The organism is Pseudomonas sp. Van50 (assembly GCF_055390755.1).
The window spans coordinates 1,977,758-2,001,142 of record NZ_AP024343.1 but is presented as its reverse complement, the minus strand read 5'-3'; the positions used below and the strand labels follow the sequence as shown (position 1 = coordinate 2,001,142).

Genomic DNA, 23,385 nt, shown 5'->3' with positions numbered 1-23,385 from the left:
TCCCTCGCCACAAAACCTCTCCTGGCACAAAAAATCTGTGCACCGAACATCAGGCTCAAACCAGGTGCAATGCCGTCAGCAACATATCGATCGCCTTGATCCCCACGAACGGCACCACGATCCCGCCCAGGCCATAGATCAACAGATTGCGCCGCAACAGCGCCGCCGCGCTTGCCGCTTGCACGCGCACGCCGCGCAGGGCCAGAGGGATGAGCACGACGATGATCAAGGCGTTGAAGACAATGGCCGACAAAATCGCGCTCTGCGGGCTGTTCAGGTGCATCACGTTCAGCACGCCGAGCTGTGGATAAATCGACGCGAACAGTGCCGGCAGGATGGCGAAATACTTGGCGATGTCGTTGGCGATGGAAAAGGTGGTCAGCGCCCCACGGGTCACCAACAGCTCCTTGCCGATCTGCACGACGTCCAGCAATTTGGTCGGGTCGCTGTCGAGGTCGACCATGTTGGCCGCTTCCCGCGCGGCCTGGGTGCCGTCGTTCATCGCCATGCCGACATCAGCCTGGGCCAGGGCCGGGGCGTCGTTCGCGCCGTCGCCGCACATGGCCACCAGCCGACCGTCATTTTGCTCGTGACGGATACGTGCCAGCTTTTTCTCCGGCGTGGCCTCCGCCAACACGTCGTCGACACCGGCCTCGGCGGCAATCGCGGCGGCAGTCAGCGGGTTGTCACCGGTGACCATCACCGTGCGAATCCCCAGCTTGCGCAGCTCGGCAAACCGCTCACGTATGCCGGGCTTGACCACGTCCTTGAGATGGATAGCGCCGAGCAGCTTGCCGTCCACGCACACCAGCAACGGCGTACCGCCGCTCTGGGCGATCTTGTCGACCTCCCGCGCCAGGGCCGACGGCAATTCATTGCGTGCAAGACCGATGAAATCCAGCAAGGAATCCACGGCACCCTTACGGTAGATGCGCCCCTGATAGTCGACCCCGGACAGACGGGTTTCGGCACTGAACGGCACGGCCGTCAGTGCGTCGACGCCCGGCTCGGGCTGTGGGTGCAAACCTCGCAGGTACTCGACGATGGACTTGCCCTCGGCCGTGTCGTCAGCCAACGAGGCGAACAGCGCGCCTTCGGCCAGTTCCTTGGCACTCACGCCGGGGGCGGCATAGACCGCGGTACAACGCCGATTGCCAAAGGTGATGGTGCCGGTCTTGTCCAGCATCAGCACATGCACGTCTCCCGCCGCCTCGACCGCACGGCCGGATTTGGCGATCACGTTCAGGCGCACCAACCGATCCATCCCGGCGATGCCGATGGCCGACAGCAGCCCGCCGATGGTGGTGGGAATCAAGGTGACCAGCAGCGCCACCAGAAACACCAGCGGCAGGCTGGCGTTGGCGAAATGGGCGAACGGTTGCAGCGTCACCACCACCAACAGGAAGATCAGCGTCAGACCGATCAGCAGGATATCCAGCGCCACCTCGTTCGGCGTTTTCTGGCGCTTGGCGCCTTCCACCAAAGCGATCATGCGGTCCAGGGTGGACTCGCCGGGATTGCTGGTGATGCGTATCAGCAGCCAGTCAGAGACCAGCCGCGTATTGCCGGTGACAGCCGAGCGATCGCCGCCGGACTCGCGGATGACCGGCGCCGATTCGCCAGTGATCGCCGCCTCGTTGACCGCGGCGATGCCGTCAATCACCTCACCGTCGCCGGGGATCATGTCGCCGGCCTCGACGCGCACCACATCGCCTTTGCGCAGACGAGTGGCGGGGACTGTTTCAAACCCGCTGGCAGTCTGGCGACGTGCATTGAGGCCTTCGCTGCCGGCCTTGAGGCTGTCGGCCCGGGCCTTGCCGCGCCCTTCGGCCAAGGCTTCGGCGAAGTTGGCGAACAGCACGGTGAACCACAGCCACAGTGCAATCTGCGCGGCGACGAACGTCGGCACCGTAGTGTCGGGAATGAAGCACAACACAGTGGTGAGGATCGCGGTCAGTTCCACCACCAGCATCACCGGGGCCCGGTGCAACTGGCGAGGATCGAGCTTGACGAAGGCTTGCACCAACGCTGGCCGCCAGAGGGCCGACAGGTGGGTCTTCGGTTGTTCCGGCGCCTTGGCGGCGACGGCTTTGCTCATCGGCATATTCATCATCAGGTCCTCAGAAGCCCATGCTCAGGTGTTCGGCAATCGGCCCCAGCGCCAGGGTCGGCAGGAAGGTCAAGCCGCCCACCAGCAGGATGGTCACGGTCAACAAGGTCACGAACAGCGGGCCGTGGGTGGGAAAGCTGTTCTGGCCAATCGGCGCGCTCTTCTTCAAGGCCAGGCTGCCAGCCAATGCCAGCACCGGCAGGATGTAGCCGAACCGGCCGATCAACATGCCCAGGCCCAGCATCAGGTTATGAAAGGGTGTATTGGCGCCGAACCCGCCGAATGCCGAACCGTTGTTCGCTCCCGCCGAGGTGTAGGCGTACAACAACTGGCTGAAACCGTGGGCACCCGGGTTGCTCACCGCTGCGGCAGGCCCGGGCAGGCTCGCGGCGACGGCACCCAGCACCAGCACGCTGACGGGCATCACCAGCAGGGTCGCCACCAACAGTTGCACCTCTCGGGCGCCCAGCTTCTTGCCCAGGTACTCCGGGGTGCGACCGATCATCAAGCCGGCCAGGAACACCGCGATCAACACGTTCAACAGCATGCCGTAGAGCCCAGCCCCGACGCCGCCGAAGATCACCTCGCCGACCATCATGTTCACCAGGGCCACCATGCCACTGAGCGGGTTGAGACTGTCATGCATGGCGTTGACCGAGCCGTTGGACGCTGCCGTGGTCGTCACCGACCACAGCACCGTGGCGGTGGTGCCGAAGCGCGTCTCCTTGCCTTCCAGCGGCGCGGTCTGTTCGACGGCAGGATTGTTCAGGCCCGGGTTGGGCTGGTATTCGGCCCACAGCGACGTCGCCCCACCGATCAGGAACAGCGCCAGCATGCAAGCGATGATCGCGCGGCTCTGACGCAGGTCCTTGACGTAATGGCCGAAGGTGAACACCAGCGCGGCGGGAATCAGGATGATCGAAGCGACTTCGAACAAGTTGCTCCAGGCCGTCGGGTTTTCGAACGGGTGCGCCGAGTTGACGCCGAAGAAACCGCCGCCGTTGGTACCCAGTTGCTTGATCGCGATCTGGCTGGCGGCCGGCCCCAGCGGGATGACTTGGTCGGCGCCCTGCATCGTGACCCCGTGCACATAGTGCGCGAAGGTCTGCGGCACGCCCTGCCAGACCAGGAACAACGCCAGCAGCAGGCACAGCGGCAACAACCCGTAGAGGGTGGCACGGGTCATGTCGACCCAGAAATTACCCAGTGTCGTGGCGGACTTGCGCCCGATCCCGCGACACAGCGCCACCAGCACGGCCAGGCCGGTGGCGGCGCTGACGAAGTTCTGCACGGTCAGGCCGACCATCTGGCTCAGGTAACTCAGGGACGCTTCACCGCTGTAGGACTGCCAGTTGGTGTTGGTCATGAAACTCACGGCCGTATTGAAGGCCTGGGTCCACTCCATGCCGGGCAGTTGCTCGGTATTGAGGGGCAGATGGCCCTGCAGCAGCAGAACCGCAAACAGCAGCACAAAACCCGCCAGGTTGAACGCGAGCATGGCCAGGGTGTATTTCTGCCAGCTTTGCTCAGCGCTGGAATCGACACCGGCCAGGCGATAGCAACCGCGCTCCACCGGGCCGAGGATCGGGGAGAGCCAGGTGCGCTGGCCTTCCATCACCCGGTAGTAAAAACGCCCCAGAAACGGTGCCGGAATCAGCACCAGGGCGAAAAAGGCGAGGATCAGCCCGTAGTCATAACCGTGCATAGCCGCTCCTAGTTCCGATCGGCGCGCAACAGCGCAACCAGCAGATAGATGAACAGCGCCACTGCCAGCAGCAGCGACACCCCGTCCAGAACACTCATGGGATTTCTCCGTGATACGGCGTCGTGCCGTGTGTGGAGTGATTGTCGGCAGGGAGGCTGTAAAGGAACGAGATCGAGAGAGGGCATGGGGGATAAAGAAAGTGTAAAAAATGACGGGTTGGTTGGCTGGGCTGGCCCTATCGCGAGCACGCTCGCTCCCACATTTTGATCTGTTGTGAATACAGAATCTGTGTCCACCCTGTGGGAGCGAGCTTGCTCGCGATGAGGCCCGGACAGGCGCCGACGCTCCGAACTGGGGCACAAAACCAGGCCATCCGGTAGCGAACATCCCCGATACGACACGATTTCACCTATTACGACCGTTCCCGCCACACTGGCACGCCCACTGCACTGCCCCTCCCCAGCGCTTTTGCTATGGATCGAGGGGAGCCACCGATGAACACACAACTCAAACCCACCCTGGGCACCCTGCATTTATGGGGCATTGCCGTCGGCCTGGTGATTTCCGGCGAGTATTTCGGCTGGAGCTATGGCTGGGGCGTGGCCGGGACGCTGGGTTTCCTGGTGACGTCCTTCATGGTGGCGGCCATGTACACCTGCTTCATTTTCAGTTTCACCGAACTGACCACCGCCATCCCTCATGCCGGCGGGCCGTTTGCCTACAGCCGTCGCGCCTTCGGCGAGAAAGGCGGATTGATTGCAGGGCTGGCGACACTGATCGAATTCGTCTTCGCGCCGCCGGCCATTGCCCTGGCCATCGGCGCCTACCTGAACGTGCAGTTCCCGGCGCTGGACCCGAAACACGCCGCGGTCGGCGCCTATATCGTGTTCATGGGCCTGAACATCCTCGGGGTCAAATTGGCGGCGACATTCGAGCTGATTGTCTGCGTCCTGGCGGTGGCCGAACTGCTAGTGTTCATGGGCGTCGTGGCCCCGGCATTCAGTTTCAGCAGCTTTGCCCTGAACGGCTGGGCCGGTTCGGATGTGTTCGGCGCCCCAGCCATTGCCGGCATGTTCGCTGCGATCCCCTTCGCCATCTGGTTCTTCCTGGCCATCGAAGGCGCTGCCATGGCCGCCGAAGAAGCCAAGGACCCGAAACGCACGATTCCCAAGGCCTACATCAGCGGCATCCTGACCCTGGTGTTCCTGGCGATGGGTGTGATGTTCTTTGCCGGCGGCGTCGGCGATTGGCGCACCCTGTCGAACATCAACGATCCCCTGCCCCAAGCCATGAAAACCGTGGTCGGCGAAAGCTCCGGCTGGCTGCACATGCTGGTCTGGATCGGCCTGTTCGGCCTGGTGGCGAGTTTCCACGGGATCATCCTGGGCTACTCGCGGCAGTTCTTCGCCCTTGCCCGCGCCGGCTACCTGCCCGCCTCCCTGGCCAAACTGTCACGTTTCCAGACCCCGCACCGGGCGATCATCGCCGGTGGACTGATCGGCATTGCCGCGATCTACAGCGACGGCCTGATCAACCTCGGCGGCATGACCCTGACAGCGGCGATGATCACCATGGCCGTGTTCGGCGCCATCGTCATGTACATCATGAGCATGCTCAGCCTGTTCAAATTGCGTAAAACCGAACCCAACCTGGAACGTACTTTCCGCGCACCGGGTTATCCGATCGTGCCGGGAATCGCCCTGGCGCTGGCGGTGGTGTGCCTGGTGGCGATGGCCTGGTTCAACGCACTGATCGGGCTGATCTTCCTCGGGTTCATGGCAGTGGGCTTCGTCTACTTCATCCTCACCGCACAATTGCGCGCAGACGCGCCCGCCGATGCGATGCTGACCGGGCTTTGAGGTGAAGCCAGCCGAACGGGCGTAGTATTGAACCACTGCGAACAACCTTCGCTCATAAGTGGTAGGGGCGATGGATCGACGAATGTTCGTCCGTCCATCGCGCCATCAAGGAGAGCCCTATGCCCTGGTATGCCTGGTTGATTCTGATTGTTGCAATCGGCTCGATCGTTGGTGGTCTGATGATGCTGCGCGACACCGCCAACAAGGTCGAACTGACGGATGAACAGCGCAAGCGTGTTGCCGAGCGCAATGCGGAAATGGATGCGAAAGAAGCCAAGGATCGTTAACCGCGACCTCACACACCGATCTCGTGGCGAGGGAGCTTGCTCCCGCTGGGGCGCGAAGCGGCCCTCAAAGCTACTGGCTCGGTGTGCCTGGCTGATTGAATCGTGACTGTTGGGGCTGCTGCGCAGCCCAGCGGGAGCAAGCTCCCTCGCCACACAAGCTCCGGGCCTTGCCGCGCCGATGGCACTACTTCTCCCAATCCGCCTTGGCGATGTGCAAGCCATGCATCCCTTTGTATGCCGCCCGCTCAGGCTGGCTCCAGCCTTCCAGCAATGAATCCTCCAACCGATAGATCTCCACACCCAGCGGACGACAGACGCTGAGAGGATCCTGTGCATCCGGCCCCCACATGGCCAGCGACAGGTCCCCCCCGGGCAGGTGGACAAAGCACACAACAGATCGATCTCGGCAAAGAACTCCAGGTAATCACCCTTCTGCGCCGGACAGGCCTTCATGAAGTACATGTCGTCATGGTTAAGCCCCGTGCACTGGAAAATATTCAGTACATCGTGCACATCGAACTCCGTCAGGCCGTGGGGCAACACCGCACGGGTCAGGTTCGAATGGCAGTGATGATGGAAATCCTCCCCTGTCAGCATCCTGTTCACATACGGATCACAGCGCGTACCAAGCAGATCGTGCAGTCGTCCGCCATGCTCGTCGATGCCATAGCCTGCCAGGCTGTCATCGGTGATGGTCACCAAGGGTCGCAGGAATGGCAGGTTCGACCACAACCGATCATGGGTGCTGACGTGGGCGCCCTGGAGCTGGCGCGTGCGCGCCGCCCACAAGCGTTCCCGCGGATCGTTGGCGTTCCAGACGTTGAAGTCCCCCACCTGGGGCCCTACTGGCGTCGTGATGCGGAACACATGCCCGGCCGGTACGTGCCAGGCGCGACCGGTACGGATCGGCACCTCGAACTGTTCGATCAGGGTCCGCTTGTCCTGCTGCGCGCGAATTCGTTCGTAGAAAGGTTTATCCACCTGCAGGGCAGAACCTTTGCTGACCTGGTAGGCGGCTGGGTAGTCTTTGTACATGGCGCAGGTCCTTGATCATTGGTGATGGGTGGGAGCCAGCAACTGCAAAAGCAGTTGCTCGGAATCGTCGAGGTAAAGACCCATGGCTTCGTGAGCCGCAAGCTTGTCGCCTTCGGCCAGCGAATCATGGATGTACCGGTCACGAGCCAACCACGGAGCCTGGAAACACGCCTCATCGGGCGCGGAGCTGAACACCAGGCGCAGTTGTGCAACCACATTAGTGAAAAACTCATCGAGCAACGGACTGCGCATCAAGCCGACGATGTGCTGATGAAAGGCCAGGCCATGGGTGCCGACCGAACGCCAGTCCTCACGCTCCCGAGCCAAGTCCGCCGCCTCAAGGGCTTCAAGCATCCGGTCGGATTGATACTCACGCAATGGTTGGCTGCCCAAGATGGCTTGGAGCTCCAAGGTGCGACGGACCCTGAACAGATCTCGCACATCATCGACACCTAACCTGCGAACCATCACCCCTTTGTTGCGTACGTAACGGGTCAACCCATCCTGACCCAGGCGGTGTAACGCTTCGCGGATGGTGTTGCGCGAGGCGTTGTAGGCTGAAACCAGGTTGTTCTCTATCAGGGCCATACCTGGCAACAAGCGGCCGCTGATGATGTCGGCGCGCAGTTCCAGGGTGATTTGGTCGGCTAAGGAAAGTCCGTTGGTCACGCTCAGGCCTCATGATTGTTCAACAATCTACTGGCTGTAAGTAATCACGTTCTGTGCCAAGTGATCTTGCGCGGTAATTTCGATTTGGGCTCCGGAAATCACTCAAGAATAGGCTTTCATCCTTCAGAACAAAAAGAGACCAGTCATTCGACTGGCCTCTTGTCATGCCTCAGTTCACTTCCAGCTTGTCGCGATTCTTGTCCAGGATCGCCTTGCCAATCCCCTTGACTTCCAACAACTCCTCTACCGACGAGAAGGCTCCATTACCCTCACGATATGCAACAATTGCCTTGGCCTTGGCCTCGCCTATTCCCAATAATTCGCGTTGCAACGTAGCGGCATCCGCCCCATTGAGATCCACCTTGGCGCTTTGCGGCTTCGCCGTCATTTCCGTCGCAGGCGACGCAGCCGTGGTCTGTGGCTTGACCGCCGGCGCAGCGATGGTGGCTATAGAGGCGCTGGTCAGAAGGGCAAAAATCAAAGAGTAGAAATAGCCTGTACGCATAAATGACGCTCCATGACATCGTTAAGAGAGAAGCAGCTTTTCCGAAGCTGCCTCTCAAACTTAGGCCATGAAGATAGCTTGTCAAAAATCAGAATGTTACAGAAAGCGTAAGAAAGAGCGCGAATCCATCGAGGTGAAGTCGTGGTCGGCGGCATCCTTATGACCCTGAATATCGGGCTAAAAACTGGAAGCCCCAGGGAAGCGGCCTTGGCGGTTGCACGCACCGTGACCATACGGCAAACTTGCCGCGCTTTTAATTTTGGGGAAAGTGATGAGTTTAAAGATAAAGGGACTTGACGGTCTGCGGGGCATTTCGGTGCTACTTGTTATTATGTCCCACGCGGTCATCTAGCCTGTCATAGGGGTCACGAACCCTGCCTTCCTGTCAGTTTTGAGTCCTCATGTAGGTGTCAGCACCTTCTTTGTTCTATCTGGCTTCCTGATAACCTTTTTGCTCATTAAAGAGAAAGAGACTACTGGAAGAGTCGACATCTTTTCCTTTATAAAACGACGTGCCCTACGTATATTCCCACTCTATTATCTGGCTATTTTCTTCCTGATAATCATGGATGTAACGGGAAAAGCCGGAATAACCAATTGCATTTATCCCTATGCATTGACATACACCATAAACTTCGCCCCCAAGGCGTGCGCGTTTTCTGCAATGTCACACTTCTGGTCTCTGTCCGTTGAAGAACATTTTTATTTGTTCTGGCCAATAGTTTTTGCTTTTGGCAAACGAACCGCGATCACGACGATTTCGCTGCTGGTCCTCGGCTGCCTTTATTTCGGAACCAGTCTTTATGAACCTACAACGCTCTATTATTTGAGCCGGTGGACTTTTCCGGCAATGTTGCCGATTTTAGTCGGCTGCCTGGTTGCCTTTGTTTGCAACATTGAAAAGGTCAAGAGCATCTTCACAAATACGGCCACATCGGGAATATTACTCATCTCGATTTTGGCTGGACTCACTGCACCGGCCTTCATAAAAACGGAAGCTGCCTGGCTTGTCTCGGTAGGCGCCTTAGTTTTATATATCTATCACAATCAGGACTCTCTGCTGGTCAAGTTACTTGAGCTCAAACCTTTAGCAGCCGTTGGAGTCATCAGCTACGGTCTGTATGTATGGCAAGGCATTTTTACAGGTAACGGCCCTTATCGAACAGAACATGTTTTTCCGCCCAGCGTGGACATCGGCTTATGGCTAACTTTTGTAGTCGCCCCATTAAGCTACATATTCTTTGAAAAACCGCTATTGAAGCTAAAGAAAAAATATTCCTGGCAAGAGAAAAAGTCAAAGGACGATGAAGCTTTCAGTCCGGAGAAATTAACTGTCGCGAGAAATCTGGATTAACAATTAGCTTAAGATGCCTAGGGCCTGATCTCAGGCCCTAGGCATACGCACTTCGTCAAGGCTCAAGACGACGTTGTTGATAGATCCAGTCGACAATCTCCCCGTCAGGGGCGTATCCACTGACCGTGTCCCGCAGCAACTGACGGACTCTCGAGTAGTCATCATGCTCGATGGCGGCCAGCAACTCAGCCAACCTCGCCTTAAGCACATCCCATGGCAGATGATCTTCGTTGGCGCTCATGATCATCGGATGGGAGGTTGCGACAACGTTGTCGCCGATCAGCAACTCCTCGTAGAGCTTCTCGCCAGGACGCAACCCTGTGAACTCGATTGAAATATCGCCTTGAGGGTTTTTCTCCGAACGCACACTCAAGCCGGATAAGTGAATCATTTTTTCCGCCAGCTCGACAATCTTCACCGGCTCGCCCATATCCAGCACAAACACATCCCCACCCAGCCCCATAGAGCCCGCTTGAATGACCAGTTGAGCGGCCTCGGGGATCGTCATGAAATAACGTGTGATCTTCGGATGGGTAACGGTTAATGGTCCACCTGATTTGATCTGTTTATGAAACAGTGGAATAACCGAACCGGATGACCCCAGTACATTACCGAAACGGACCATCGTAAAACGGGTTTTGTTGACGCGTGATACGTTGGCGTTGTCGCCAAACAGCACGGGCGCCAATTCACGGCTAAGGGCTTGCAAGGTCAGTTCGGCAAGGCGCTTGGTACTGCCCATCACATTCGTTGGACGTACGGCCTTATCCGTCGAAATCAATACAAAATTCGATACACCTGCCTGAAGTGCGGCTTGCGCAGTATTCAGCGTGCCGATCACATTGTTCAAAACGCCTTCGGCAATATTATGCTCCACCATCGGCACATGTTTATAAGCGGCTGCGTGATAGACCGTATCGACATTCCATGTTTTCATCACGTCCAGCAACTTGTCCTGATCCCGCACCGATCCGAGGATAGGTAATAATCGAACCGACAGTGACTCACGAGCAATTCGAGGCTCCAGTTCGGACAAAATGCTATAGAGATTGAATTCGCTATGTTCGAATAACAGCAGCGTGGTTGGCTTGAGAGCAAGGATTTGCCGACAAAGTTCGGAGCCGATCGAACCACCCGCCCCTGTCACTAAAACCGACTGTCCCGCGACGCAATGCTCAAGCAAATCAGCCTGTGCGGGTACCGGATCACGCCCAAGGAGATCCGCGATATCGACTTCCTGGATGTCGTCGACTTTGACCCGGCCGCTGGCCAGGTCCATGAAGCCGGGGACGCTACGCACATGCAGCGGAAAACCTTCAAGCAGCGTCAATATCTCTCGCCGGCGACCTCGCGAGGAGGACGGAACAGCAAGCAAAATCTCCTGCGCGCCGGTGGCATCAATCATTTTTTGAATGTGTTTAGGTTGATAGACCTGCAACCCTGCAATAACTCTATCGGCGATGCTACTGTCATCGTCGATGAACGCGACCGGCCGCATCACTCGCCCCATGCGCAATGCAGCAACGAGTTGGTTACCGGCGGCCCCAGCACCATAAATAGCGACCTTGGGCAGGCCATCGTCACGACTGGTAAACGGCACATGCTGGGCTGCGGTAAACCAATCCCCGAGAAAATACTGCCGCATCACCAGACGCAGCCCGCCAATCATGATCAGGCTCAACCACCAGTAGTTAAAAATGATAGAGCGTGGCACTACGGTCTTATGATTGCTGTACCAATACACCACAAGAGCCAGCAGCAAGGCCGAAAGGCTGACAGCCTTGCAAATGGTAATCAGCGCATCGTTGCCGAAATAACGCATGACGGCGCGATACATGCCAAAACGGATGAAAATCGGGATGGCAATCAGTGGCGCGGAGGCAAAAAGCCAAAGATGCGTTTCGATCGGACTGGCCAAAGCCTCGACTCCCAGCCGCACGACGAACGCCAGCCATAAGGCGACCCAGACCAGAACGACATCAGTGGCCACCTGGATAGCTCGCTTGTGGCGTCTCGGCAGCCCCAGCAGGACGGTTCTCAATTTGTCCATAAACCCTTCACGCACCTCGGCCAGCTCCTAAATCCAATCCATTTTCGATACACGCAGTTACATCTTCGTCCGTTGGACAATCGATAAACGAAAAACGCGAACCCTACAGCGAAATCAGGCTTTCTCAAGCTCACCGGCGTGAAACCTGACCGCCAGCACGAGCAGTGGCACGTAAGCCAATATTAAAGCCAATGCTCCATCCATGTTCCACAACACGACACAAGCTGCCAAAGGCAGCAGCCAGAACAGATTGATTGCTGTCACCACCAACGTAACCGGCAGGTGACGGCCATAATGACGGGAAGCGAATTGATAGGCATGACTGCGATGAGCCTCGTAGACCTTATCTCCACGTAGCAGGCGCCGTAACAATGTAAGGGTTGCATCGACAATAAAGACCCCCAGCAAAATCAGCCAGACCCACAGCAGCTTAGGTGAACTCCAAGCCGCCTGCAGCGACAGCACCCCCAGGATAATGCCAAGAAATCCACTACCCGCATCGCCCATGAAGATACGGGCGGGAGGAAAATTCCAATACAAGAACCCCGCTACAGCCATCGCTAGTACCAGCGGAGCCAAGATCAGGTTTTCAAAACCTCCCAACCAATAGAGCAGGCAGGCTCCAAGACAAGCACAAATAGCCTCGACGCTGGCGATTCCGTCGATCCCGTCCATGAAGTTATAAAGATTAAGCATCCAAACCAGATAAATCGCCGCGAGCACATGCCCTAGCCAGCCCAAATCCAATACGAAACCAAACAGCTCCAATGCAGGCAAGCCACCCAGCCAAAAAAGCGCCCAGATTGCACCGAGGAAATGTCCCAGCAATCTCCAGCGTGCCGCGATGTGACCATGGTCGTCGAGAAAGCCCAAAAGCGCTATACCTGATCCCGCCCCCAACAAGGCCCAGGTGAATGTCCAACTAAGCCCCCAAGAAAAGCCAGGATCGGCAACACCGATAGAAATCCTAATACGATCGCCACCCCACCACCGCGAGGGGTTGGAACCGAATGAGAACTTCGTGCGTTCGGAACATCCATCAGGCTTCGCGCCAAAGCGTAACGTCGCAAGCCACCGGTTAAGACCAACGAAACAAAAAACACTACAAACACTACAAAAAAAATTGCCATGAATTCAAACTCGACCTTTTTTTGATGAAAGGGTCATATAATCCGCGCCGGCCTTGGATAACGCTTCAGTTGTTCCAAGCGGCGGGGTCCAGCCAAGCAGCTGATGCGCCTTGCCGGAATCGATAACCAAAGAACCAAACAATTGGGAAAACATATTCTCTCGCCCTAATAGCTTCGCCGCCACACGGATGACTCCAACGGGTACATAAATCAAGCGAGGTTTACGCCCCATACCATTGGCAATGGTACGCACAATATCTACAGTAGAGACATCCGTTCCATCGGAAATCAAAAATAGCTCCCCAGCCGCAGCAGGATGCTTAATACAATGCACGATAAAGTCAATAAGATTATCCAGCGCTATCATGCTACGTTGATTATTGGCTGCCAAGAAGGGAAGTGGCATACCGAGTCGAACAATCTTTAGCAAGCGGTGAAAGTTCCCAGGAGCACTCCCGCCATAGACCAAGGGTGGGCGGATAATAACCAGCTCCATGGAGGAATCTTTGACCAGCGCTTTTAACGCCTCTTCAGCTTCAAATTTTGAAAGCGCATACGGCGTACTTGGGTTATTGCCACTCAACTCTGAAACCTTTGAATTCTTTGTCTCAGTGGCGCTGACACCAATTGAACTGATAAAAACAAACCTCTTGACCCCCCCACGCATTGCCTCTTTGGCTAAGCGAAGAGTCGCGTTTACATTCGCACGCCTGAACGCCGAAAGAGGATCCTCTTCCTTGTCATTCAGAATATGTGCCCTTCCCGCAAGATGTACGATTGTCTCGACACCAAGACATACCCCGTCCAAAGGGTCGTTTTCAAGATCCAGGCAAACATAGTCAAAATCTTGTGACGGAGTCATGGAGCTACGACCTATGCCCTTTACGGCGTAGCCTCGCGCCTTCAGAACCTTACAAAGCAAACTACCTATATAACCTGACGCCCCGGTAACCAACTGCATGCGATGCACCTTAATCAATTTTCCAGAATCCGCCGAGCCAGAGACGTATACTCAAAATTAGCCTCAAGGAAAAGGCGACCTTTCGCGCCCATCTCACGCAAAACAGTCCCATCAAGTAACAACATTTCCTGGAACGTATGTGCAAGCTGCTCAGGTTGACCCGGAACCACGGACATGCCGCAACCAGCCTCTTTTATTGGATCATTAAAGGCATTATAAGAAGCAATGACAGGGATCCCGGCAGCCATGTAATCATATAACTTGTTTAAACTCACACCGAATCTGTAAATAGGCAGGTCATGCATAACAAAAAACCCGACATCGACAACACGAAGAGCTTGCTGGATCTCTGCTTTATCAACCTGCGGGTAAAAAAGAACAAAGTCGTAACCGAGTTTACGACAGCGAGCATTAAGCTCAGCACTTTGTTCCCCCTTGCCAACGATGATAAATTTTACTGACACGCCCTCTGGAATCTCAAAAAAATGCAACGCATCCAAAAACAGGTGCATCGCATTGGGTTCCCCCAAGGCGCCGGCGTAAAAAAACAAAAAATCGCCTTGCGATTTAAATCCCATCAGGTCATCCAATAAACTAGCCCCCTGAGACTCAACGCTTGCATTTATATCATTAAGCGAAAAACCATTAGGAACGTATCTGAATTTCCCCGGTTTCATTCCCCGTGACACCATGTGCTGTTTGGCACCCGGCAAAAGGGAAATCACAGCATCCGCTGAATAATATGCGAACCTCTCAATAAGCGACAAAACCAAAACGACGGGATGGAATTTATTGAATCCAGCAATTTCCACCAAACTCAAAGGCCAGATATCCCTAACCTCAAATAGAATCTTCGATCTGAATAATTTTGCACATAGATAGGCAGCAGGGTACCCAAAGGGATGGGCAGAAGAATACAAAACCAGATCCGGCCTTTTCTTCAACCCCAAGCGCAGAAGAAAAAAGAAGAGAAAAAAGCCGAAACACAACATGGACAAAAATCGCCCCAGGCCATTCCCTTTATATTTAGGAGCTGGAACAAAATTATATGAAACGCCTTCCAGGACCTGTCCCCCGGCTTTCCCTGAGTCGTCGTCCATCAAATGGTGATAACCAGGCGTGATTATCTCCACATCATGTCCCTGAGCCTGCCATGCGTTCGCCAGATAAAAGGAGCGCCAATAGCGCCCGACTCCAGGGCCGCCGGCATAAGGGTTGATATACCAAATATTCATTGTGCTTCCCAACACGACCATAAGCGCTTATCTAACTCATGACAGCTCATGAGCGAGAAAGACAATCAGCTATGAATGACGCCGCCTGCCCACCACCGTATAAGTTCTCGTTGTCATGCACGGTGCGATTGATACCATCACGTACTGCAGTAGTAATTAAACCAGAGTCCGCCCCGCATAACACATTCGCCCCAGACTCAACGAGCTCTACCCATTCGGTTTGGTCGCGCATGGTTACGCAAGGTTTTGAAAAGAAAAAAGCCTCCTTCTGGACACCACCGCTATCAGTTAATACCAAACCACAGCGTTGAAGGAGCCAGATCATTTCCAGGTACCCGACTGGGTCAATCAGATTGACTTCCAATGCGAGGCCTGTTTTTTCGATCATGTTCCGGGTACGAGGATGCAAAGGTAATACAACCGGCGCCACTGTATTATGAATAGTGTTCAGCGCATCAACGATAGACTTCAACCTAACAGGGTCATCGGTGTTTTCCGCTCTATGCAGTGTTGCCAGGACAAAACCGTCGGAAAGATTGAAACCCTCCGGCTTAGATGCACGACGAGCAAAGAACATGGCGCTGTCCTGCATGACATCGCCCGAATTCCATATTTTTACAGGCTTGTCCGAAAAACCTTCCTTAGCCAGATTATTAATCGCGGTTTGCGTAGGGCAAAAGAGAAGATCACTCATCTGATCAGTCAAAATACGATTGATCTCCTCGGGCATGCGCATATTAAAGCTCCGCAGGCCGGCTTCAATATGGGCCACCGGAATATGAAGCTTGGCCGCTGCCAAAGCACCCGCCAGGGTTGAGTTCGTATCACCGTAAACCAGTACCCGGTCCGGCTTCTCCTGAATCATGACCCGCTCAATTTCCATCAGCATTCGGCCAGTCATTTCACCATGCGAACCGCCATGGATATCTAATTGAAAATCCGGCCTAGGAATACCCAGCTGGTCAAAAAAAATCTCCGACATATTGGCATCAAAATGCTGCCCGGTATGGATGATTTTTTCGGATAATCCGGCCTGCTCAATAATCGCCTTGGATACAACGCTGGCCTTGATAAACTGAGGTCGAGCACCAATAATCGTGAGTAATTTCATAATATTATTATCCCTTGGCCAAGCCGGCGTAGAATTTCAGTAATCGACGCCCTTCAACGTCCCAGTTATAGCGCTCAGTGACGGCCTTCTGACCGTTACGCCCCATCTGCTCGGCACGTTCGGGGTTCTCTATTATAAAATCGATCGCGTCGGCAATAGACTGTGGACTCAGCGGGTCTACACAAACCCCACAGTCATTGCCTTCAATAATTTCACGCCACAGGGGAAAATTAGAAGCAATAACTGGGATTCCCGAAGACATATACTCGAACATCTTGTTGGGCTGGGCATCGACATGATTGGGCAGCGGATAAAAAGTTACCAAACCTGCAGCCGACCGTCCCAAAATATCACGCACCTCGGAACGACCCAACTGGCCACATTGATTAACGGAAGACCATCCATTCTTTTTCTTAACATCAACCTCAACACCGGGCTCAGAAAAATTACCCACCAGATTCAGCCGCGAACCCGTATGAACAAGCCCCATCGCCTCAACAACTTCGCGAATACCTCGGATTGAGGTGATCCCGCCCACATAGCAAACTTCCTGTTTTTTTTCGCCCCATGCGACATCAGCAGCAAGTTCACCCACCAAGGGAAAGTTATTAATATCTACAACATTCGCATTGATAGACAAAAACTTATCTCGTATATATGGCGTCGCGGTCAAAATGCCATCCATCTTACGACAGGCGAAACGTTCATAAACGGAAAACAGGAAAGAAATAACTCTGCGCGAAGCCGGGCGCAAATAGGGCTTACTCAATATTTGCTTAGGAACATCCTCATGGGAGTCAAAAATTACAATTTTTCCAAGCTTCTTTAATTTAAGCCCGACTGGAATCAATTCAGGATCGTGCAAATGATAAATATCAGCCTGAAGAGAGGCCGCTTTTTTGTAAACCATCTTGGTAGTTTTGAACATTCGATTCAAGCGTCCACGCAAGAATCCCACATCCACAATATTGACTCCATCAGCCTTTTCGTCGCCCTTACCATCAGCGACTACTAACGAAACGTCATAACCATGCGCAGCCAATGTCTTGCATTCTTTCTGAAAAATGCGAATATCGAAACGAGTATGAGCTGAAGTTACATGTGCCACTTTCAAAAAGGCGTCTCCATTATTATATCTTTAAGAATAAACACTGAGACGCCGCCCCAGAAGCTTCTGCAGGAAGACTTGAGACTTTTTGGCAAACGCCTGCAACTTATCCCAACTCTTAAAATCAGAGTAATCATGGATTGGGGCTTGCATTAACTCATCGAACTGTTGCCGGTTGACTCGCATTTTTTTACAGAAATAATCAATATCATTCTCTAGTTCATCTGCGGCATATAAAGGCTCCGCAAGCTTAACAATCGCCTCCTCACGCGACATCTGCCCAGAAAGAATCATGCTGGAATAGTGCAGCTTACGCTTGTCATAGCCAAACTTGGTAGGGAGATAGTAATTCTGAAACAGCTTGGTGAAGATGGACTCACCATGCTTGCGAGCATATGACCTATATCCCACTGTTTCCTGAAGGTACTTTTCCGCTTCGCGCTTATCATATTCCATAAAGTTCAGCGGCCTTACAGTTCGCATTCCTTTAGCAAAAGGATACCAAAAATAATACTCAAAAAAGCTAATAGTCTTATAATCACGCAAGGGTTTGGAACCGTACGTTCTATGAATGTCTTTTAGGTTAATAGCATCCATCGCACTTCCGTGCCAAGAATCTGGAAATACTGCCTCGGTTGCAAGATTCCCACCGCTCAGAATGTATTTAATATCATTCTTCACCGCAAAGTGATACATGCTCGAAAAAAACGCATGATCTTGAGGAACATCTTGATTGGCTACTGCAGCCTTCATATAAGAAAGCTGCAAGTCACGCATCTCCTCCCAGTTCATGACGTGGGTATGAAGATCGTATCCGCAATGTTTGATAATTTTCTCAATGTTACTAACCGCAAGCTCGCTGTTCCAACCTGCATCGACGTGCACGACTAATGGACGCAGTCCGAAATCCTTGATCTTTACAGCCAAATAAGAGCTGTCAACCCCACCACTCAAACCGATAATGCAATCGTATTCTTTACCAGCCCCTTCCTTCTTTATCTTGTCCACAATGTTTTGCAGCCGGGTCTTTCCGTCAACCCCGCTAAACAATTGAAGAGACTGTACCTCATCAAATCTATGACAATGATTGCAAACGCCATGCTCGTCAAACTTGATATTCGCGTCAGTCTCATCCATCACACAGCGTGAACATACTTTATACACAGTCTTCCCTCTCGAATTCATTACAACTACTTTTCGCTTTCAAATCAATAATGACGGTACGAGCAGGCTCTAGGTACTCATCAATATTCAAGAAAAGCAATTTATTTACTTCCGGACATGGACTGATTAAGGTCCGGATAACTTATCAAAACCGCTTTATGCTTTCCGTGAAAAACAAAAAAACTTCCCGCTGCGACCGCCGACACGCCCGCCTTTTCAAAGGGTTCGTTAAGATCAGCTATTGAACCCGCCCCACCACATGCGACGACAGGTATATGAACCCCAGCAACAACCGACTTGATGAGCGGTATGTCAAACCCTTGCATCGTTCCATCGCGATCTATGGAGTTCAGGAATATTTCTCCGGCTCCGGCATCCTCGACTCTCTTTGCCCACTCGACTGGTGAAACTTTTGTATCTTTCGTACCTGATTGAGAATAGACCGAATAGCGGCCTAGTAAACTTTTCTTACAATCGATAGAACAGACGACGCTTTGAGAACCGAATTGATCAGCTATTTTTCGAAGAAGCTCGACATCTGCCAAAGCTGCGGTATTCAGGGCTATTTTTTCAACGCCCAAAGCAAAAACACGTTGTGCGTGTTCCAGCGTACGAATACCACCACCATAACAAATAGGCATGAAACATTCGCCGGCCACTTCCGCTAACAGCTCATAGTCAGGTTCACGACCTAATATAGACGCTTCTATATCCAGTAGAACCAGCTCATCAACTTCTTTTTCATTGAAAATACGAATGGCATTAACAGGGTCGCCCACATATTTCGGAGACTTAAACTTCACCGTTTTAACCAGTCCCCTGTCCTTTAACAGCAAACATGGAATTACGCGTTTTCTCTGCATCAGATTAACTCGACGAAATTCTTGAAAAGCTGCATGCCGAAGCGATGACTCTTTTCAGGATGGAACTGAAAACCGAAAATATTATCTTTGGCGACCGCAGCCGTAAATTTCTGCCCATAATCAGCCGTCAGAAGCGTGTCGCGCTCATTGTCAGGGCACATGTAATAGCCATGCACAAAATAATAGCGACTTTCCTCTGTCAGACCTCGAACCAATGGATGCTCATAATTACAGGAAACATGGCTCCACCCCATGTGAGGCACTTTTCGTTCTGGGCGCTTCTCAAAACGCTTGATATCCATATCAATCCAGCCTAACCCTGGTTCGACACCCTCCTCAGAACGACGCCCCAGCATCTGCGACCCCAAGCATACTCCCATCACAGGTTTACGAGCGACAAGCACCTGTTGATTAAGTACATCTATGAGACCGCTCTCACGCAGGGTTTTCATTCCGGCATCAAACGCACCAACACCGGGCAAAATCAGCTTTTCTGCGTTTACAATATCGTCGACTAGGTTGGAGGACTTGGCCTTCGCCCCAACTCGCTTCAACATATTCAGCACCGAGGCTATATTCCCCACGCCATAATCGACCACTACAATCATGAGGAAACTCCCTTAGCACAACGATATGACATCGCAAAATAAATAACATACATTATGGCATAGCTTGCCGAGTACCACCACAGGGCCTCCGTCACCTCCCCCGCGAGCAGAAAGCATGCCGCCGTGATGACCAGTAACCCCAGTTGCCAAATCAGGTCCAATCCTTGTCGTTGGGCAATATAGATAGTGTAACTAAGAGGGCTCACGACAAAACGCATATAAAACATGGGGATAAGTAAAATTGCATACTTCCCTGACTCAATCCATTCTGTACCAAATACAAACATGAACGCCCACTCACCCAACCACCAAAATAAAAGAAATGGCGGAAAGGCTAATAGGGAGAGGACAATGAAAGTACGCAAGAAAACGGAACGGCAAGAGCCCGTCACCCTGTAATCCCGAGCGGCTTGCTCTTTGAACACATCCAGGACTGAAGTAGCAAGCAGGGTAATGGGTGCCCCCATCATTTTTATTGTTAGTGCGAACCAGCCTGCAGCCTCCGCGCCAAATCGGGAGGCTATCAAAATGACAGGTAATTGGCTGGCGATGGTGTTGATCAGATCAGCGGGCAGCGAGAACTTTGGAAAGTCCCTGTATCTGTACGCGACGCTTTTAACTGAACCAATACTTTCACTCCAGCATGCTTTTAGCCAAGAGCGATCAAACCAAAAAAATACCAACAGCGTAGCCAATAGCACACCAACCGCTTGGCCGTAGATCAGGCCGCTGACTCCCAACGCGAAATAACCAGCCACCACCTGAGCCACCGCGACAGCGCCCGCCAGAGCAATTCTGGCAACGCCAAGTTTGTTAAAGGCTTGTTGAAAAGCCAATAACGAAAGGAGTGCTTTATTAGCCCCCATCCCAAAGACAACAAAAGCCAGGACAAGGGAGTAACTTTTGACTATCGGCGGAATTTCCTCAACAAACGAACTCACAACTGCGATTAAAAACGTAGCTAAAATCGACAGTGCAACGGTTATCAGCAAGACCAGTTTAATGATCGATTTTGAGTCATCCTTCGTATCACCGCTGAACAACGCCAACTCATAACGCCCCGTGACCAAAACAGCCATTATCGTAGCGAATGAAAGCCAAACGTTAAATGATCCCAATTCTTCTGGAGAGTACAGCCTTACCAGAAGCAGCATCACACCCAACGATATCAACTGGGCCCCTAGAGTCCCGACGAGCACACTTCTTACTCGAGAAAAGAATTGACTCTTCAAGCTATACTCCTAGTCCTGCTCTTGGACTCCCTAGAGAAAGCCATCAACATTAGAAGCAACAGCATGAAGAAAATACCAGAACCTAACAAAACCGTTGGCAACGATTGCTCAACAATTTTAGTTACGAAGAGCAATGCAACGGGCATCGCAATGAACATGGAGCGCTTCATGTAAAGAAGATTCAACAACATAACAATCACAGCAACAATAAAAGCCTCGATTATTACTGCCGTGTACCCAAGCCTCAGATAGGCCACCGCAAAAAAATTCACGTTGGCATTAGTTTCCGAATTATTATAAATATACTCACCAATTCGAAACGTGATCGATTCACTTTTGCTAAAACCGGACAAAAGACCTATTGCTGTATCGCTATAATTATTAATCCCGTACGAGTCGTAAAACAGCTCCGCAGCCCCCAACATTGTGGCGGGTACGGTATAGGCTCGCCTAATCAGATAGTCATTCAGGTAAGAATACCCCATAAGCTCGAACTCAAGAAAACCTGCAAGCAACAAGCCTATTGCACCAAACAGCAACCAAGAGACATTGACCTTTCCATAATATCTAAAATAGGTCATCAGAACATAAACCAAAAATAAAACAACAAAGGGATATTTCTGCCCAAAGGCTCCCCACAGGATCAAAACGTTAACAACCCCAAGCCAAAAGAAGAAATTGGATTTTTTATAGACTCCCCAAGCAAATAAAACAGGAAAAAATGCCTGCGTCCCTATCGACGCAATATATCCATCTATAGATCCTGCTGAAAAAACGTCGCGTGCGATAGCACGTCGAAGGTATTGACCAGAAAAGTCGAGAGAAAAAAACGACATACTTTTGAGCAGAATAAACACCAAAACCAATATATTAACTACTGAAACAATAAACAGATATCTTTCACCACTACTGGATTGACCGCTGTCACGACGAAATTTAATCTTATTAATAAGTGAGACAAGAACAACACCCATCAGCACTGACAAACACAGCCCAGAAAATGGGCTGGCCTCTGGGTAAAATGCGTTCGCCCCGTTCAAAACAAGCGCATGAGGCACGATAACCAAAAACAGCAAGGCTACGACGATATCCCCAGGCTTACTTATACTTGAACCGCATAAAAGAGAACTGCCCACAGCTAAAAGCAACAAGTAAACGATCTGGAGGCCATCCAAGCTTTTCTGGGAGGCCCCCATATAGTCATACAGCAAGTACAGATAATTATTATTCATCCACAACAACAGGACAAAATAGACAAAAAAGTACAAGGCATTCAAAAAAGTTGCTTTATCAACTTTTAAAGAAATGTACATAGCTTAACCAGCCACCGCAGCACAAATAATTGCGACAGCCTCGTCATCCAGATACGGATGCATTGGCAAACTCATGACCTGTTCTGCGACGCGGTCTCCCGTAGGTAAATGGGCGTTTGCATCGGCTACAGCGGGCTGCTTGTTCAACGGGATGGGATAATGAACTGCCGTCGGAATGCCCTGCTTCTTTAACTTATCTTGTAACTGGTCACGCTCGTCAACAAGAATTGTATATTGAGCATAGGCACTGGTGTTCCATTCTTCCACATAAGGGATTGTCTTTACCCCCAAGGCCTCGAGTGACTCACCGTACAACCTTGCAACACGCTGACGTTGCTCAAGCTCCTTTTCAAAAATTTCAAGTTTTGGCAAGAGAATTGCCGCTTGAAGCGTATCCAGGCGACTATTAACTCCCACGCGTACATGGTGATAGCGACGGTCCTGTCCGTGCCTGGCGATTTGACGCAGTACTTTGGCCAATTCGTCATCATTGGTAAAAATCGCGCCACCATCCCCATAGCATCCCAGCGGTTTGCTTGGAAAGAAGCTAGTACACGCTATTGTGGTGAGGTTGCAGGAGCGTTTCCCTTTGTAGGTAGCGCCAAAGCTTTGTGCTGCGTCTTCGATTACTGGGATTGAGTATTTAACGGCAATCGCATTAATCGCATCGTAGTCTGCACATTGCCCGTATAGAGAAACCGGAATGATAGCTTTCGTACGCGGGGTAATTGCTGCTTCCAGCTTTTGCGGGTCAAGATTATATGTGCGTGGATCAATATCCACATACACCGGTTTTGCGCCGAGCAAGGCAACTGTCTCGGCGGTCGCAATATAGGTGAAACCAGGTGTTATAACTTCGTCACCCGGGCCAATTCCCAGCGCCATTTGAGCGATTTGCAAGGCGTCTGTGCCATTGGCGCAAGTTATGCAGTGTTTAGCGCCAACAAACTGAGCGAGTTTTTCCTCGAGCTCCGCTACCTCTGGGCCGAGAATGTACTGGCCGTGGCTCAAGACGCGCTGGATGCCGGCATCGATCTTGTCCTTGATACGTGCTTGCTGGCTTTTCAGGTCAATGAATTCAATCAT

General features: G+C 52.5%; 19 protein-coding genes and 2 pseudogenes. 3 read left to right on the top strand and 18 right to left on the bottom strand.

Annotated elements, in window-relative coordinates; all coding sequences use genetic code 11:
• Positions 1–55 precede the first annotated feature (55 nt).
• From kdpB to kdpF, 3 genes are read right to left on the bottom strand one after another with little or no spacing between them, the layout of a single operon-like run.
• The gene (gene kdpB / locus ACZ5M5_RS08830) at positions 56–2,110 is read right to left on the bottom strand and encodes a potassium-transporting ATPase subunit KdpB (protein ID WP_103308848.1); all 2,055 of its coding nucleotides are present in this window, start codon (positions 2,108–2,110) and stop codon (positions 56–58) included.
• A 10-nt stretch (positions 2,111–2,120) separates the two neighbouring features.
• Positions 2,121–3,815 (bottom strand): potassium-transporting ATPase subunit KdpA, encoded by a 1,695-nt coding sequence (kdpA, locus tag ACZ5M5_RS08825; protein WP_464738902.1) that lies wholly within the window; start codon positions 3,813–3,815, stop codon positions 2,121–2,123.
• A gap of 8 nt (positions 3,816–3,823) precedes the next feature.
• Positions 3,824–3,913, bottom strand: coding sequence for a K(+)-transporting ATPase subunit F (kdpF, locus tag ACZ5M5_RS08820; protein WP_003218754.1), 90 nt, complete (start codon positions 3,911–3,913; stop codon positions 3,824–3,826).
• A 396-nt stretch (positions 3,914–4,309) separates the two neighbouring features.
• On the opposite strand from kdpF, the gene eat reads away from it, so the two are divergent.
• Both eat and ACZ5M5_RS08810 read left to right on the top strand, forming a co-directional pair.
• Positions 4,310–5,674, top strand: coding sequence for an ethanolamine permease (eat, locus tag ACZ5M5_RS08815; RefSeq protein WP_014337249.1), 1,365 nt, complete (start codon positions 4,310–4,312; stop codon positions 5,672–5,674).
• A 119-nt stretch (positions 5,675–5,793) separates the two neighbouring features.
• Complete coding sequence (locus ACZ5M5_RS08810) at positions 5,794–5,961, top strand: DUF2897 family protein (RefSeq protein ID WP_003183831.1); 168 nt, start codon at positions 5,794–5,796, stop codon at positions 5,959–5,961.
• Positions 5,962–6,145: 184 nt separating this feature from the next.
• On the opposite strand, the pseudogene ACZ5M5_RS08805 reads toward ACZ5M5_RS08810, so the two are convergent.
• The 3 genes and pseudogenes from ACZ5M5_RS08805 to ACZ5M5_RS08795 all read right to left on the bottom strand — a co-directional run bounded on the left by ACZ5M5_RS08805 (position 6,146) and on the right by ACZ5M5_RS08795 (position 8,170).
• Positions 6,146–6,996 (bottom strand): annotated as a pseudogene (locus tag ACZ5M5_RS08805) (urea carboxylase-associated family protein).
• A 15-nt stretch (positions 6,997–7,011) separates the two neighbouring features.
• A complete protein-coding gene (locus ACZ5M5_RS08800; RefSeq protein WP_103308845.1) occupies positions 7,012–7,665 on the bottom strand; it encodes a GntR family transcriptional regulator in 654 nt (217 codons plus the stop codon).
• A gap of 169 nt (positions 7,666–7,834) precedes the next feature.
• Positions 7,835–8,170, bottom strand: coding sequence for a ComEA family DNA-binding protein (locus ACZ5M5_RS08795; protein ID WP_060738571.1), 336 nt, complete (start codon positions 8,168–8,170; stop codon positions 7,835–7,837).
• A 391-nt stretch (positions 8,171–8,561) separates the two neighbouring features.
• Here ACZ5M5_RS08795 and ACZ5M5_RS08790 point away from each other — a divergent pair, with 391 nt between their 5' ends.
• Positions 8,562–9,524, top strand: a complete 963-nt coding sequence (locus ACZ5M5_RS08790; RefSeq protein WP_464738901.1) for an acyltransferase family protein — start codon at positions 8,562–8,564, stop codon at positions 9,522–9,524.
• A 55-nt stretch (positions 9,525–9,579) separates the two neighbouring features.
• On the opposite strand, the gene ACZ5M5_RS08785 is transcribed toward ACZ5M5_RS08790, so the two are convergent.
• The 12 genes and pseudogenes from ACZ5M5_RS08785 to ACZ5M5_RS08730 form a co-directional block, all read right to left on the bottom strand.
• Positions 9,580–11,574 (bottom strand): polysaccharide biosynthesis protein, encoded by a 1,995-nt coding sequence (locus tag ACZ5M5_RS08785; protein WP_060738573.1) that lies wholly within the window; start codon positions 11,572–11,574, stop codon positions 9,580–9,582.
• 114 nt (positions 11,575–11,688) lie between these two features.
• Positions 11,689–12,704 (bottom strand): annotated as a pseudogene (locus ACZ5M5_RS08780) (MraY family glycosyltransferase).
• A 4-nt stretch (positions 12,705–12,708) separates the two neighbouring features.
• Positions 12,709–13,665 carry an NAD-dependent epimerase/dehydratase family protein gene (locus ACZ5M5_RS08775; RefSeq protein ID WP_464738900.1) on the bottom strand — a complete coding sequence of 319 codons (957 nt, stop codon included), beginning with the start codon at positions 13,663–13,665 and terminating at the stop codon, positions 12,709–12,711.
• 14 nt (positions 13,666–13,679) lie between these two features.
• Positions 13,680–14,900 (bottom strand): glycosyltransferase family 4 protein, encoded by a 1,221-nt coding sequence (locus ACZ5M5_RS08770; RefSeq protein ID WP_158249654.1) that lies wholly within the window; start codon positions 14,898–14,900, stop codon positions 13,680–13,682.
• A 46-nt stretch (positions 14,901–14,946) separates the two neighbouring features.
• A complete protein-coding gene (gene wecB / locus ACZ5M5_RS08765) occupies positions 14,947–16,011 on the bottom strand; it encodes a non-hydrolyzing UDP-N-acetylglucosamine 2-epimerase (protein ID WP_103308842.1) in 1,065 nt (354 codons plus the stop codon).
• A 7-nt stretch (positions 16,012–16,018) separates the two neighbouring features.
• Positions 16,019–17,119 carry a glycosyltransferase family 4 protein gene (locus ACZ5M5_RS08760; RefSeq protein ID WP_310650536.1) on the bottom strand — a complete coding sequence of 367 codons (1,101 nt, stop codon included), beginning with the start codon at positions 17,117–17,119 and terminating at the stop codon, positions 16,019–16,021.
• Between the two features lie 30 nt (positions 17,120–17,149).
• A complete protein-coding gene (locus tag ACZ5M5_RS08755) occupies positions 17,150–18,283 on the bottom strand; it encodes an N-acetyl sugar amidotransferase (RefSeq protein WP_103308852.1) in 1,134 nt (377 codons plus the stop codon).
• Positions 18,284–18,384: 101 nt separating this feature from the next.
• Positions 18,385–19,146 (bottom strand): AglZ/HisF2 family acetamidino modification protein, encoded by a 762-nt coding sequence (locus tag ACZ5M5_RS08750; protein ID WP_060738580.1) that lies wholly within the window; start codon positions 19,144–19,146, stop codon positions 18,385–18,387.
• Positions 19,146–19,754, bottom strand: a complete 609-nt coding sequence (gene hisH / locus ACZ5M5_RS08745) for an imidazole glycerol phosphate synthase subunit HisH (protein ID WP_060738581.1) — start codon at positions 19,752–19,754, stop codon at positions 19,146–19,148. Before hisH ends, ACZ5M5_RS08750 begins: the two co-directional genes overlap by 1 nt.
• Complete coding sequence (locus ACZ5M5_RS08740) at positions 19,751–20,986, bottom strand: oligosaccharide flippase family protein (RefSeq protein ID WP_060738582.1); 1,236 nt, start codon at positions 20,984–20,986, stop codon at positions 19,751–19,753. The genes hisH and ACZ5M5_RS08740 overlap by 4 nt, the downstream gene beginning before the upstream one ends.
• Positions 20,983–22,299 (bottom strand): hypothetical protein, encoded by a 1,317-nt coding sequence (locus tag ACZ5M5_RS08735; RefSeq protein WP_203225775.1) that lies wholly within the window; start codon positions 22,297–22,299, stop codon positions 20,983–20,985. Before ACZ5M5_RS08735 ends, ACZ5M5_RS08740 begins: the two co-directional genes overlap by 4 nt.
• 3 nt (positions 22,300–22,302) lie before the next feature.
• The gene (locus ACZ5M5_RS08730) at positions 22,303–23,385 is read right to left on the bottom strand and encodes a DegT/DnrJ/EryC1/StrS family aminotransferase (protein ID WP_464738899.1); all 1,083 of its coding nucleotides are present in this window, start codon (positions 23,383–23,385) and stop codon (positions 22,303–22,305) included.